Origin of the sequence: Paraburkholderia acidicola, assembly GCF_002362315.1 — a bacterium.
In the GTDB taxonomy this organism is placed as follows: Bacteria; Pseudomonadota; Gammaproteobacteria; order Burkholderiales; family Burkholderiaceae; genus Paraburkholderia; species Paraburkholderia acidicola.
The window spans coordinates 1020954-1033971 of the sequence record NZ_MTZV01000006.1; the positions used below are offsets into that span (position 1 = coordinate 1020954).

The window sequence follows — 13018 nt, forward strand, 5'->3', positions numbered from 1 at the left end:
GGTGAGCTCAGGCACCTCGGCTCACGCTTCTCACACTTCTTACGCTTCACCTTGCGGAAAATCCGCGCCTACCGTCGTCGCTTCCCACGTATCGAAGTCGTGACGCAGCAGATCGAGTTTCTTGCGCGCCAGTTCGAGCGCCATCTTGCCGAGCAGCAGGCGCAACGGCGGCGTATCGGAGAGCGCCGCATCGATGATCGCCTGCGCGGCACGCACCGGATCGCCAGGTTGATTGCCGCTACGCGCTTCGGTCTGCTTGCGGCGTTCGCCAGCGGTCGCGCTGTAATCGGCGATTTGCGTCGCCGACTGCTTGATCGACGGTCCCGCCCAGTTGGTACGAAACGCGCTGGGTTCGACGATCAGCACATCGATACCGAGCGGCTTCACTTCCTGTGCAAGCGATTCGGAGATGCCTTCCACCGCGTACTTGGTGCCGTGGTAGTAACCGGTCGCGGCGAAACTCGTCAGACCGCCAATCGACGAAACGTTGACGATGATGCCGCTCTTCTGCGCGCGCATCGTCGGCAGGACGGCTTTCGTCATGTCGACGAGACCGAACACATTGGCCTCGAACATGTCGCGCACCGCATCGTCTTCGCCTTCTTCGATCGCGGCGAGATAGCCGTAACCGGCGTTGTTGACGAGCGCGTCGATACGGCCAAAGCGGGCGATAGTCTGTGCGACGGCGTGGTCGATCTGGTCGCGTTTCGTCACGTCGAGCGGTAAGACGAGCGCCTGGTCCTCATACCCACGGACGATGTCCTGCACCTTCGATTCATCGCGCGCCGTCACCACTGCGCGCCAGCCGCGTGCGAGCACGAGTCTGGCGAGTTCGCGACCAAAGCCGGTCGAGCAGCCTGTGATCAGCCAGACGGGATTGTTTCGGTTCATCATGAGGAAGACTCCTGTTCGGGTGACGGCGACGCTGGGTCGCGGGTCGGATCAGTCGAGCGGTGGGCGTCGGGTGAAACATGCCGGACGCTCGGGAGGTGCTGTGGCCGCTTGTGGCCAGACGCATATCCTAGGCCGCGAGGAGCCCGCAGGGAATACCCGATTGTCTTGAAGGTTTGCCGGATTCTCGCGAACGAAGCTGGGTTCGGCCCGCTATACGGCGAACGGCGACGACCGGTGTCATATTGGATTTTTCCGGCTTGAGACGATGTGCCTCATGCCGTTCCGGTTGTCGTCGTTTTCCTGAAGGGCCGCTCAACAGGGTGAGCGGCCCGCAACTACTAATGCAGCGGCACCGTCAGCGTCGACGGATCGCCCTGCGGCGAGCTGAACGACACGACACCGCCCGCCTGAGTCACCCCGGCATAGCGAAAATCGACCGCACCGATCACGAGCACCAGCTGATTACCGGCCGGAATATTCCAGCTATTCGCTTCGAGACGAACATCGAGCGGCACGGCGAGGTTCGGCGTGGCGTTACGCAGCGTGTACGGTTTGTAGGAAACCAGTTGCCCGTTGCCGAATCCGTCGACGCTGTACAGGTACGCATAGAGCGACGTGTTCGCCTGGCTCGGTGTGATGGTCATGTGCAGCATCGACATGCCGTCAAGACGTTGCGCAGTGGCGAGCCTGGGACCGGCCCACACACCCGCACCCAGACGCGATACCAGCGGAATCAGTGCGGCCGGCGGTTGACCCAGCGACTGCAGAAAGCCGGACACCTCGACGATGCCTGACGACGCAACCGTCGGAAGCGCGGTAAAGATCGACGAATTCCAGCCGGTGCTCGCCGACGCAGCCAGTTGCCCGGTCGGGAGCAACAGCCCTTTCGGTCCGCTGAGATAGTAGTGCGTTGCACCGGCCTGTACCGCAGACCAATCGGCATAGCCGTGCCAGACGTTGTCCTGCGAACGCAACTTCACCACCGGTTCTTTCTCGACACCGTTCTGCACACCCTTCAGATAATGATCGAACCAGCGCCCAACCGCCGTATAGACGTCGTTGGGCAAACCGAGCGCACCGGGCACTTCCGCGGTCGCATGATCGCCCTGGCTGAACATCATCTGCTTCGGGGTCTTGATGTTCTGGAAGAGGTCCACCAGTTGTCCCGGCGGAAACAGCCCGTCGTCGAACGAGTTCGCGACCAGCACTGCGGCGCCGTTCGCGTTGAGCTTCGATACATCGGATGCCGGGCTACGTATCGCGTTGGCCGGCGTCATCGAGGTCACGATCGCATCGTAATTGCCGGCCAGCAGGTCGGCATCGACCGACGCCAGTAGCGGTCCCGCGCGCCCTGTCACCGCACCGCCCAGACCCAGCACAGCAAGGGCCTGCGCGCTCGGTGTCCGGTTGGCATCGAGCGCGGCAAGCAGATCGGCCCAGGCGCTGAGCGAAGCTACGGCCTTGATGCGGGGGTCGCGTTCGGCGGCCAGCAGGCCGAGGCCCGCTCCGTACGAGATGCCCGACACGCCGATCGCTTGCGGGTTCGCTGGCGTATTGACCAGCGCCCAGTCGATCACCGCGCTGACATCCTTGACCGTGTCCGGCCCGGCAATATCGATCGACCCTTGCGAATCAAAAAAACCGCGCGACGTGTAACTCACGACGACATAGCCGTTAGCGGCCATTTCCGCGCCACGTCCCACGTATTCCAGATTCGGCGCGCCCCAGCTTGCCGGCATGACCACCAGCGGAAACGGACCGCTACCCTGCCCCTGCGGAAGCAACACAACCGCCCCTAACTGCGTTCCATCCCAACTCGCAATACGTTGATACGTCGCTGAAAAAGTTGCGGCCCAGACCGGCGACGCAAACAACAGCGCCGCCATCCAGGCCGCCAGATACCTCGTGAATTTACGCATGTCTCGCTCCGTGTTTCAGATCGTTAATCGATGCTACGGGCTATGATTTTTATGGCACTGCTGTCTGTTGCACAAATGCGGCACAAATGCGGATACGCGGCTCGCCCGCATTCAAGATGCGGCGTTCGAGCCATTCCCCGACCTCCCTGAGCCTGGGTCCTGCGCGCTATTCGATTTTTTCGAGTTTTTATCGGCCGGTTTTTCCGGTCTGATTGTTCGAGTCTTGTTGTTGATGTTTTAACCGGGTATCAGCGCGATCACTTGGTGTGACGAAGCTCGCGCCGCAGAATCTTGCCTACCGTCGATTTAGGAAGCGCCTCTACGAAGGTGACGAACTTGGGAATCTTGTACGCGGCGAGTTCCGTCCGGCAATAGTCGATCACCTGTTCCTCGGTCAATGCACCGCCGGGGGACCTGACGACAAAGAGCCGCACCGCTTCACCTGTTTTCTCGTTCGGCTCGCCGACACACGCACATTCCGCGACACCGGGGCATGCGGCAGCGACCGCCTCGACCTCGTTCGGATAAACGTTGAATCCGGACACAATGATCATGTCCTTCACGCGATCGACAATCTTGAGAAAGCCCTGCTGATCGAACACACCGATGTCGCCGGTGCGGAAGTAACCATCGGCGGTGAATGCCGTGCGGTTCGCCTCCGGCTGATTCCAGTAGCCGCTCATCACCTGCGGCCCCTTCGCACAGATTTCTCCCGATTCGCCGATTGCAGCTTCGCTACCGTCGGCGCGCAACAACTTGATATCGGTGGAAGGCAGCGGCAAACCGGCGGTGCCGTTGAATGATTCGATGAAGACCGGATTGAAAGACAGCACCGGGCTGGTTTCCGACAGCCCATAGCCTTCGCGGATAAAGCTCCCCGTGACCTCCTGCCAGCGTGCCGAGGTGGTGGCGATGATCGCGGCTCCACCGCCGCCCGACAAACGCAACTGGGAGAAATCGATGTCCTTGAGACCGGGATGCATCACGAGCGCGTTGTACAGCGTATTGACGCCCATGATGCAGGTCATTCTGGAGTCACGCAGTGCGCCGATCAACTCGTTCGGATCGCGCGGATTGGCCACCAGCCAGTTGTCCGCGCCGATCGAGAAGAAGGTGATGAAATTCACCATCAGCGCGAAGATGTGATACAGCGGCAACGCGGTGACGATCACTTCCTGCCCCGGACGCATTGCACCCGGCATGAAGACCTTGAACTGTTCGGTATTCGCGACGAGGTTGCGGTGCGTCAGCGCAGCGCCTTTCGATAGCCCCGTCGTTCCGCCCGTGTACTGGAGGAACAGCAGGTCGTCGCCGGTTACATCGACGGGCTTGAACGGCAGCGCGGCACCTGCGGCAAGCGCGTCGCGAAACGCGATGGTCGTGTCGAGTCGCGCATCGACGGCAGGCGTGGGCAGATTGACGGAGGTACCATCACCCGGGCCGACGGTCACGATCGTCTTGAGGCCGACCTTGTCCTTGACCTCGGCGATGACACCGGTGCTTCCCGTGAAGACGACGATCGTTTCGACGCCCGCGTCCTTCAACTGATGCTCGAGTTCTCGCGGCGTATAGAGCGGATTGACATTCACCTGCACGGCGCCCGCGCGAATGATGCCGAGAAACGCGATCGGAAAGGCGAGCAGGTTTGGCGTCATGACGGCGACGCGATCGCCCTTTTTGATGCCTAGTGTGCCTTGCAGATACGCGGCGAAATCGCGCGACAGCCGGTCGATGTCGGCGTAAGTCAGCGTGTTGCCGAACGAGCGGAAGGCCGGCAGATCCGCAAACGTGCGCATCGCGCCTTCCAGCATATGCGTGACCGACGGATAAGCGTCGGCGTCGATTTCAGATGGAATATCGCCGTAACTGGCCACCCAGTGTCTGCTGTTCAAACGCTGCTCCCTTCTTTTCTCGGTATAAAGACCGGACGGCAACGGTGTGCCGGTGTCCAGCCGTACTGATCAGCCATGCTGGCTGACAGGATCACACGCCCCGTTGCCGTCGGCCCTGCGGACGCAAACAGCATATCGTCGAGCGGTGCGAGAGCGCTCCTGACCTGTCTCCAGCATTGTTTGATTCGATATTTCAGGCGGCGGGTTCAAGTCCTTACCTGCGCCTGTTAGCAGACCGATGCTAGGGTCGATGGCGCGCTTCCCCTATATCCATTCTTGCCAATTTATTGACAGAATCTGCCAACTTCAGCGTGGACGCAAATTCATTTGGCACATGACGTGTGACGTCAAGTACGGATCGGGTGGCCGTTGGGTTGACCGTTCTCGCCAGGTGCGGGCTTGCATGGACCGCTTACGCGCGCTATTGAATCTTTCGATAAGCTTGCGGCGTACTGCCGGTCCAGCTGCGAAACGCGCGATGAAATGCGGTCGAATCGTCGAACCCGATGTCGTCAGCGATGGCCGCGATCGTGTCGTCGGTGCGTGTCAGCCGTTGAATCGCGATGTCGCGTCGCAGCTCGTTCTTGATCGCCTGAAACGTGGTGCCCTCGTCGGTCAGCCGGCGGCACAGCGTGCGGACTGAATGATTGAGCGCCTGCGCGGTGGCCTCGATGGTCGCCACGGCTGGCAAACAACTGCCGATGTAGTGACGAACGCGATGACACATCATCTGTTCCGCAAACGACACGAAGATCCAGTCTTCCGGTGCACGAGCCAGAAAATCCTGCAGATCGGCCTTGTGGCGGCGGATCGGCATGTCCAGATAGGCTGCGTCGAAGGACATGCAGATCTGCTCCGCGTCGAAACGCACCGGCCCCGGGAACAGATACGGATAGTCGCCGACATACGACGGCTTGGGGAAACTGAACTCGATAGCAAGCAACGGAATTTTCTGCCCGACCAGCCACGAGGCGATGCCATGTGCGCACTTCAACAGCAGTTCGCAACCGAGCGCGTTGGTCACGTACCCGCTCTTCATCGGAACGAGCGTCACGCGACCCCGCGTTTCGTCACGTTCGCATTCGACCTTGAAGTCCTCCAGGATCAGATGCAGAAACTGACTGAACCGGTGCATCGATACCTCGAGCCGCGGTGCATCGAGCAGGCTCAGGCACAGGTATTTCAAGGTCCCGCTGCGAAACGGTCGACTGAAAATACCGGGCATCTCATCATCGAGTTCGTTGGCGAGCAAGCGGTAGAGCGTCGAAAACTGTTCCTGTGTGACGCGCGCGCCGGGCTCGTGCAACAACGCTCGCGAAATCCCCGAACGCTCGGCAAGCCGCTCGACCACCTTCTGATCGGCGCCAACCAGGAAGCGCTTGACGAGAGAGATCGGTACGGTCGCGGAGAGTAGATTGGCCAATTTCTAAACGAGGCAATCAGGAGGGAGGTGTGCGAGATCGTCGCACAGTTTCTGCGGCATCGACAAGGATGGTCGGTCGCAGCGGCGTCTGCCGGTTCAGCGATCGAATGATCGCGCAACAGTTCAATCGTTGCTGCTCGACCGCGCACGGGCGCTGCGTAATCCGGAAGGCAAACCCGCCTCGCGCGCGGAATAGCGTGCTACGGCGACCTTGACGAGGCGCCGAAACTTCGGACACTCCATATGGCTCGGCGCAGGACACGCCGCCGCGTGACGCAGACCATCGCGCAACGCGCCAAGCCGCCGGATGATCAGATCGAGTTCGTCGGCCTTTGCGGACAACTGTTCGCGACGGATATCGGGCTGGCCGCCGGGCGTGAGCATCCCGGCGATCTCATCGAGTGAAAATCCCGCCGTGCGCCCGACCGCAATAAGCGCAAGGGTCTGTAGCACCGAGGCATCGAACAGACGGCGCAAACCACGGCGCCCGCTGGACGCGATCAGTCCTCGTTCTTCATAGAACCGCAACGTCGAGGCGGGTACCCCTGACTGCTGGACGACTTCTGCAATATCGAGGTTCATGGCTTTTAGCCTCAAATCGAACTGAGTGCTTATAGTGATCAAATCGATCGCCGAAGACAAGCAGAGGTCATATGTGCGAGACCATGCGACATCGATCGGAAAGATCATCGAGTCAGATCTCCTTGACGGGCCCCTCTCCGTAACGTATCGTTTTGACACGTTACTAGAGGCTACCCAGCTAACCGCTCATGCACTCGCGCTTCGATCGATTCCGGACCACAGCACTTGGGCAACAGCTCGAAACGCTGATAAACACGCCTGAGCGCTATATCGAGTTCGCGGCGCTATCGCGTGCCGGCGTCGCAGCGATTGCCGCGGTCAAGGACGAAATCGCCGAGAAATTTCCCGAGATCGAAGACGATACGACGGCCCGACAGTTTTGCGGCGCGATGACTGCAGACGTGATGCGACGCTACGGACACGAGGTCGTGCAATCGCGTGGACGGGTCGGCGGTGCGCTGTTCAGTTATGGCGCCGTCTTCAGTCCGCTGCCGATTCTGCTGCCCTTCGCCGAGGTGATCGGCGCGCTTGCGACAATGCCGACGAAGCTGACTGAAGCGGTGTCGCGCATACCTGCTGTCCAATGGTTGCAACGGCCCACGGGTACGGGTTTTGCACTCGTCGAACACGCCTGCCACCTGCGCGATCTGGATGCGGTCTTCGCAGCGCGGATTCGCGCCGTGCGCTCGTCGTCGCTTCCGCTACTCGAGTCGGTCGACGGAACCGTATGGGCCGCCGAGCGGCATTACCTGCGTCAGGATCTAAATGAGGCTGTGACGGCATTCGAGCAGTCGCGCCAACACCTGTGCGCGGAACTGAAGCGATTGAAGCCCGCACAACTCAAGCGCTGCGGGTTGCGCGACGGCGTGCGACGGATGACGCTAGAAGACCTCGTGCGCGAAATGCTCGATCACGACCGGACGCATTGCCTCGAACTCGATGAGCTTTGCACGGAACTCCTTCAGTCCACTGCACGTTCGTCGCGGCGAAAGGCCAGCGTATGAGCGGTTACGCTCCGGTTGTCTTCATGCGCCACTGCGCCGCTACGATCGCATGATGCCTCGGTGACGAAACCACGCTCAAGGAAACCCACGATGTCTAGCCTCTCCACCCTCGCGCTCTTCGCCGGTGCATGCGTCGCACTGACGATGACACCCGGTCCCGACATGCTGCTAATCGCCTCGCGCAGTGTCAGCCAGGGGCGCGCCGCCGGCTTTGCGTCGCTTGCGGGCATTCAGGTAGGGACGTACTGCCACGCGATGGCTGCGGCATTCGGCCTGTCCCAGCTGTTTCTCGCCGTGCCCGTTGCGTATGACATCGTTCGCTTTGCTGGCGCGGCTTATCTGCTGTATCTGGCGTGGAAAACCATTCGTTCGCGTGACGTCGCGATGTCGCCTGCAAGCGGACGCGATCGTCACTCGTTAGCGACGATCTTCCGCCAGGGGTTACTGACCAACCTGTTGAATCCGAAAATGGCGCTGTTCGTTCTTGCGTTGTTTCCGCAGTTCGTCCGGCCTGAGGATGATGCGGTCGCCGTGCAGATATTGATCCTGGCGACGATCCTCAATCTGATCGGTCTGGTGGTCAACGGTGCGGTAATCGTGTCCGCCAGCAAGCTCAGCCGGCATTGGAGCCAACGCCGGCGCCCGACCCGTCTGCCGCAGATTCTGCTTGGCTCCGTATTCGCAGGGCTCGCGTTGCGACTAGCAGTAACAAGTCGCAACTGATATGAGTCCGGTCGTCATCGCACTCGCGCTCGGCGCAGCTGTCCTGCACGCGAGCTGGAACGCCGCACTGCGGACTGGCGCCGATCGACTCTGGTCGGTCACCGTAATGAGCTTCGCCGCGACGGCCGTAGCGATTCCGGTTGCGGCAATACTCCCGCTCCCCGCTCCCGCAAGCTGGCCGTATCTAATCCTCTCGTCGTGTCTGCAGATCGCCTATAGCCTTTTCCTCGTTCAAGCCTATCGACGCGGTGAACTCGGACAGATCTATCCGATCGTGCGTGGCAGTGTGCCGCTGCTCGTCACGCTCGGCGCGTTCCTGCTGACCGGCAAGCACCCCGCTCCGCTATCGCTAGCCGGTGTCGCGCTCGTTGCGGGCGGAATCCTCAGTCTTTCTCTCGGCAATCAGCGGGCTCATACGGAATCGATTGTGATGGCGCTCGTCACCGGGTTGATGATCGCCGCCTACACGACCACCGATGCGCTAGGTGTCCGCCACACCGGCAATCCGCAGTCATACGTTGCGTGGATTTTTCTGCTCTATGGCGTGTTGATGCCGATAACCTTCGTCGCGTTACGCGGCAAGCCGACGCTAAATTTAAGAGCGCCGGAAACGCTCAAGGCATTAGCGGGCGGCGTCGCTTCGCTCGTCGCGTATGGCGCGGTCGTGACGGCATTCACACTCGGCCCGGTTGGACCGATCGCTGCGTTACGTGAAACCAGCATCGTGTTCGCGGCATTGATCGGGCGAATGTTTCTCGGCGAGACCTTGACGGTGCGTCGCATCACCGCGTGTGTGATCGTTACCCTGGGTGCGCTCTGTCTCGGATATCAGGCGTAATTACGCGGTAGACCAAAGCGGCGCCGGCTCGTCGCTCGACGGGTAGTACGTCTTTAGCCTGTCCCAGGGAAATCCATGAATCCAGATCCCCTTTCCCTTCAGTTTTCCTCGCAAATCAGCCTCGCTCAGGCGATCGAATGACATTACAATTAGCTTTCTTTCGATAAAACTTCCGTCCAGAAGGAGGACGAACTGATCGTCTATTCGGCGTCGATCAACACCGGTTTGCCGGCCCACCTCGACCCGTCGAAGCGTTCGAAATTTCCGCAATAACGGCAGCTAGCGTCGACGCTAGTGCACCGATACACCCACCCAGTTCATTCCATTCGATATGCGGCCACTGTGCTGCAGGGGAACACTCATGCTTCCAGTTTGCACAACCGACCTCCGCAAGCAACGCATCGCCATCGTTCCCATGCGGCCCGAATCCGGGCGCGCAAGCTACTGTGCTGCGCGCGATGGACCAACACCGCGGTCGCGTTTCCGGCAAACCAATACCGGGCCATCACGCAGGTGAACTGACGAATTCGCAGCAATGAAATGAAGGGAGAGAAAACAATGAAACGGCGTATTGCAAAACTGGCGCTGGGCGTATCGTGCATCGATCTCGCTGGAGCAGCACACGCACAATCGAGCGTGACGCTGTACGGCATCGTCGACGCGGGTATTGAATACCTGAACCATACCGGCGGGGGCCGCGGCACAGCACATTTCGTCCCGGGCGCCAAGAACGTATCACGCTGGGGCGTGCGCGGTGTCGAGGATCTGGGCGGCGGTCTGAAGGCGGTTTTCCAGCTGGAGAATGGCTTCGACATCGCGAACGGCGCCTTCGACGGCGGCGAGGGTGTGCTCTTCGACCGGCGTGCCACGATCGGTGTGAAGAACCGCTTCGGCCAGTTGATCCTCGGCCGCACCTTCACGGTCACCTTCGACTACATGCTGCCATTCGATCCGATGGGCTATGCAGGGAACTACTCGTGGGGGATTTCGACCACCGCACCACGCGGCCGCAGGGACGGCCTGCTCGCGCGCTCGTCCAATGCCGTGCGTTATGACGGCGAGTTCGCGGGGGTCAAGATTGGGGGGCTGTATGGTTTCGGCAATGTGCCGGGCAGCGTGAAGACCAGTTCGAGATACAACATCGCGCTGGGCTACGGCAAGGGACCGTTCGCCACGATCGTCACCTTCGACCGCCAGAACGGTGCCCGCAACAGCGTGACGCCCGCCGATAGCATCCACTACATCCAGGGCATCCACGCGGGTCTGAGCTACGACTTCGGCGCGGCCAAGGTCATGGCCGGCTACCGCAACCATAGGCGCTCCGTCACCACGGCCGCCGCAGCGTTGCGCAGCGCCACTTACTGGTTTGGCGGATCCTGTGATGTCACGCCGATCCTCTCGCTGATCGGCGCTGTCTATCACCAGAACATCAAAGGCGGTAGCAACGCCGATCCGACCTTGTTCTCACTGCGCGGCCAGTACGCGTTGTCCAAGCAAACGCTTCTGTATCTGGCAGGCGGCTATGTGATGGCGAAACACGGCCAGCAAATCAGCCTGTCGCGCGATCTGACGGCAGCGGCCGATAACCAGGCGGGCGTGACGGCCGGCGTTCAGCACCGCTTCTAGTCGTAGAGACGCGCGGGGCGCGCGACAGACAACCCGGTCTGTCGCACGCCCCACTTGCCGCAAATCATCAGTACCCGTCAATGCGCAGCCAGATACGCCTTCACCGCGGGCAACCCAGCCTTGCCATCCAGTGTCGTCACTCCCGCTAACCACTGATCCAGCACCTGCGGGTTCGCCTTCAGCCAGTCGGTTGCCGCCTTGTTCGCGTCGGTCTTGTTCATGATCGGCACCATCACGTGGTTTTCGATTGCCGTCGTGAAATGCAGATTCGATACGAGCTTCGCGGCATTCGGACAACGCGCCGCGTAATCGGGCGGTGTCGCGGTAAAGACCTTCGCCTCGCCGTAGTTCGGACCGAAGACGTCGTCGCCACCGCTCAGATAATCGATCTTCATCGTCACGTTCATCGGATGCGGTTCCCAACCGAGGAACACAATCCACTGTTTCTCGCGAATCGCGCGGCCCACTTCGACGAGCATGCCCGCCTCGCTCGACTCGACCATCTTGAACTTGCCGAGCCCGAACTGGTTGCCATCGATCATCTTCTTGATCAACGCATTGCCGTCGTTGCCGGGCTCGATCCCGTAGATCTTGCCGTTCAGCTTGTCCGCATACTTCTGGATATCGGCAAACGATTTCAGGCCGCCGTTATAGACGTAGTCCGGCACCGCCAGCGTGTATTTCGCGCCGGTCAGGTTCGCCGGTTGCAGCACCTTGATCGTGCCGGCCTTGACGAACGGCGTGATGATCGGGTCCATCGTCGGCGCCCAGTAGCCGAGAAACACGTCGATCTGCTTGCTCTTGATACCGGCGAATGTAATCGGCACCGATGCGATCGTTTTCGTCGGATGGTAGCCGAGCCCTTCGAACACGGTCGATGCAAGACCGGTCGTCGCAGCGATATCGGTCCATCCAACATCGGCAAAACGCACGTCACGACAGACCGCGGGGTCGGCTGCATAAGCGGTTGTATAAGCGGATGCGGCGGCCAGACCCAGTACACAGGCTGCGGCCATTAGCGGGTATTTCATGGTTTCTCCTCAACGGTTTTTTATAGCTAGTGGGGTTGGCGCCGCTCGATGCTAGGTGCGTGACCGAACTGCGCGCGATAGGCCTTGCTGAAATGACACGGGGAATGAAACCCGCACACGGCCGTCACGCGTGCAATCGACGCGTCGGTCGTACGCAGCAGATCGCGCGCGCGACGCAGACGCAGCGACAGGTAGTAATGCGTCGGCGATACGCTCAGGTAGACCTTGAACATCCGCTGCAGATGTCGCTGCGAAAGCTGCACGAGGCGCGCCAGTTCTTCAAGCGACAGCGGCTCTTCGATGTTGGCTTCCATCAGCCGCACCACTTCGATCAGTTCCGCGCGCGAGAAGCCGACGCGCGCATCGACCGGAATCGGCTGCGGATCGCTTGCACCGCGAATCCGTTCGAGGATGAACTGCTCCGATACCTGTGCCGCGAGATTCTGTCCGAGCCGGTTGCCGACCAGATGCAACATCAGATCGAGCGGTGCGGTGCCGCCGGTGCAGGTCAGACGATCGCGATCGATCACGAAAAGTTCGTCGGCGAAATGCACGTGCGGAAATTCCTTGTGCAGCGCCGACAGATCTTCCCAATGCGCGGTGCAGCGGTAATCGTCGAGTAGCCCTGCCGACATCAACGCATACGCACCTGTGCAAATACCGCCGAGCGGCACGCCCTGGCGCGCCACGTCGCCGAGCAAGGTCTTGATGGTCGTATCGACCGCACTGCGGATCTGCGTCCCGCCACACACGATCAGCACATCGGGCATGCCCGCTTCTTCGATCGTGCGGGTCGGCTTGATCGCCATGCCGTTGCTCGCCCGGACCGGCGCGCCATCCGGTGTGAGAATCGACCACCGGTAGTGCTGCGCGCGTCCGACGTAGTTCGCCATGCGCAGCACTTCGACCGCGCTCGTGAACGCGATCATCGAAAAACTCGGCAGCGTGAGAAACCCGAAATGCGCAAGACCTGACAACGGCGATTCAGTCGTGGCGGACGTCACGTCGCTCTCCATGATGCACAGGCTGTGGTTGTCGCGAGAACGACGGGCTCTCGCGATACGTGAACATACAAAAAAGCAGCGC

General features: G+C 60.7%; 11 protein-coding genes. 4 read left to right on the plus strand and 7 right to left on the minus strand.

The genetic code is table 11. From position 1 onward, the window contains the following. Window positions 1-39: 39 nt before the first annotated feature. From BWP39_RS23360 to BWP39_RS23380, 5 genes are all read right to left on the minus strand, one after another. The gene (locus BWP39_RS23360) at window positions 40-894 is read right to left on the minus strand and encodes an oxidoreductase (protein WP_096724512.1); all 855 of its coding nucleotides are present in this window, start codon (window positions 892-894) and stop codon (window positions 40-42) included. A 338-nt stretch (window positions 895-1232) separates the two neighbouring features. Further along, window positions 1233-2813 carry a CocE/NonD family hydrolase gene (locus BWP39_RS23365; protein ID WP_096724514.1) on the minus strand — a complete coding sequence of 527 codons (1581 nt, stop codon included), beginning with the start codon at window positions 2811-2813 and terminating at the stop codon, window positions 1233-1235. Between the two features lie 257 nt (window positions 2814-3070). After that, complete coding sequence (locus BWP39_RS23370) at window positions 3071-4705, minus strand: AMP-binding protein (protein WP_096724516.1); 1635 nt, start codon at window positions 4703-4705, stop codon at window positions 3071-3073. Between the two features lie 421 nt (window positions 4706-5126). After that, window positions 5127-6128: an AraC family transcriptional regulator gene (locus BWP39_RS23375; RefSeq protein WP_207557060.1), complete on the minus strand. Its 1002-nt coding sequence runs from the start codon at window positions 6126-6128 to the stop codon at window positions 5127-5129. A gap of 123 nt (window positions 6129-6251) precedes the next feature. Further along, a complete protein-coding gene (locus BWP39_RS23380; protein WP_096724518.1) occupies window positions 6252-6710 on the minus strand; it encodes a helix-turn-helix domain-containing protein in 459 nt (152 codons plus the stop codon). Window positions 6711-6898: 188 nt separating this feature from the next. Here BWP39_RS23380 and BWP39_RS23385 point away from each other — a divergent pair, with 188 nt between their 5' ends. The 4 genes from BWP39_RS23385 (at window position 6899) to BWP39_RS23405 (ending at window position 10901) form a co-directional block, all read left to right on the plus strand. Next, a complete protein-coding gene (locus BWP39_RS23385; protein WP_096724520.1) occupies window positions 6899-7714 on the plus strand; it encodes a DinB family protein in 816 nt (271 codons plus the stop codon). Between the two features lie 90 nt (window positions 7715-7804). Then, window positions 7805-8437, plus strand: coding sequence for a LysE family translocator (locus tag BWP39_RS23390; RefSeq protein ID WP_096724522.1), 633 nt, complete (start codon window positions 7805-7807; stop codon window positions 8435-8437). A gap of 1 nt (window position 8438) precedes the next feature. Beyond that, on the plus strand, window positions 8439-9275 hold the full coding sequence (locus BWP39_RS23395; protein ID WP_096724525.1) for an EamA family transporter: 837 nt from the start codon (window positions 8439-8441) through the stop codon (window positions 9273-9275). Between the two features lie 540 nt (window positions 9276-9815). Further along, the gene (locus tag BWP39_RS23405; protein WP_407944804.1) at window positions 9816-10901 is read left to right on the plus strand and encodes a porin; all 1086 of its coding nucleotides are present in this window, start codon (window positions 9816-9818) and stop codon (window positions 10899-10901) included. 77 nt (window positions 10902-10978) lie between these two features. Here BWP39_RS23405 and BWP39_RS23410 read toward each other — a convergent pair whose 3' ends face one another. After that, on the minus strand, window positions 10979-11932 hold the full coding sequence (locus BWP39_RS23410) for a choline ABC transporter substrate-binding protein (protein ID WP_096724531.1): 954 nt from the start codon (window positions 11930-11932) through the stop codon (window positions 10979-10981). A gap of 26 nt (window positions 11933-11958) precedes the next feature. Then, window positions 11959-12948 (minus strand): GlxA family transcriptional regulator, encoded by a 990-nt coding sequence (locus tag BWP39_RS23415; protein WP_096724533.1) that lies wholly within the window; start codon window positions 12946-12948, stop codon window positions 11959-11961. Window positions 12949-13018 lie beyond the last annotated feature (70 nt).

What these genes read in the sequence shown, in the direction of transcription:
- BWP39_RS23405 (WP_407944804.1), top strand. Translation starts at nt 9,816, where the DNA reads ATGAAGGGAGAGAAAACAATGAAACGGCGTATTGCAAAACTGGCGCTG.
- BWP39_RS23390 (WP_096724522.1), top strand. Translation starts at nt 7,805, where the DNA reads ATGTCTAGCCTCTCCACCCTCGCGCTCTTCGCCGGTGCATGCGTCGCA.
- BWP39_RS23415 (WP_096724533.1), bottom strand. Translation starts at nt 12,948, where the DNA reads ATGGAGAGCGACGTGACGTCCGCCACGACTGAATCGCCGTTGTCAGGT.
- BWP39_RS23395 (WP_096724525.1), top strand. Translation starts at nt 8,439, where the DNA reads ATGAGTCCGGTCGTCATCGCACTCGCGCTCGGCGCAGCTGTCCTGCAC.
- BWP39_RS23410 (WP_096724531.1), bottom strand. Translation starts at nt 11,932, where the DNA reads ATGAAATACCCGCTAATGGCCGCAGCCTGTGTACTGGGTCTGGCCGCC.
- BWP39_RS23365 (WP_096724514.1), bottom strand. Translation starts at nt 2,813, where the DNA reads ATGCGTAAATTCACGAGGTATCTGGCGGCCTGGATGGCGGCGCTGTTG.
- BWP39_RS23360 (WP_096724512.1), bottom strand. Translation starts at nt 894, where the DNA reads ATGATGAACCGAAACAATCCCGTCTGGCTGATCACAGGCTGCTCGACC.
- BWP39_RS23380 (WP_096724518.1), bottom strand. Translation starts at nt 6,710, where the DNA reads ATGAACCTCGATATTGCAGAAGTCGTCCAGCAGTCAGGGGTACCCGCC.
- BWP39_RS23385 (WP_096724520.1), top strand. Translation starts at nt 6,899, where the DNA reads ATGCACTCGCGCTTCGATCGATTCCGGACCACAGCACTTGGGCAACAG.